Raw genomic sequence first — 238 nt, 5'->3', positions numbered from 1 at the left:
AGCTCGGCACCTACTACGACGGTGCCGTCCTGACCATCGCTGTCCCCGAGTACATGGACGACATCAACTCGATCGAGGATCTCGAAGGCCAAGCGGATCGCTTCGAGGGCAAGATCATCGGCATCGAGCCGAGCGCGGGTCTCACGGAGGCCGCCGAAGCCATGATTCCCGAGTACGGCCTCGACGATGAGTACGAGCTGCAGACGTCGTCGACGGCCGCGATGCTCACCACCCTCGG

At 63.4% G+C, this 238-nt stretch carries 1 protein-coding gene; it reads left to right on the top strand.

Annotated elements, in window-relative coordinates; all coding sequences use genetic code 11:
- Window positions 1-238, top strand: a 238-nt coding sequence (locus SB658_RS27325) for a glycine betaine ABC transporter substrate-binding protein (protein ID WP_410603689.1), incomplete at both ends; no start/stop codon positions are given.

The organism is Bacillus sp. SIMBA_008 (genome assembly GCF_046535495.1).
GTDB lineage: Bacteria > Bacillota > Bacilli > Bacillales > Bacillaceae > Bacillus > Bacillus subtilis.
This window is presented reverse-complemented; position numbering and strand designations above follow the sequence as displayed.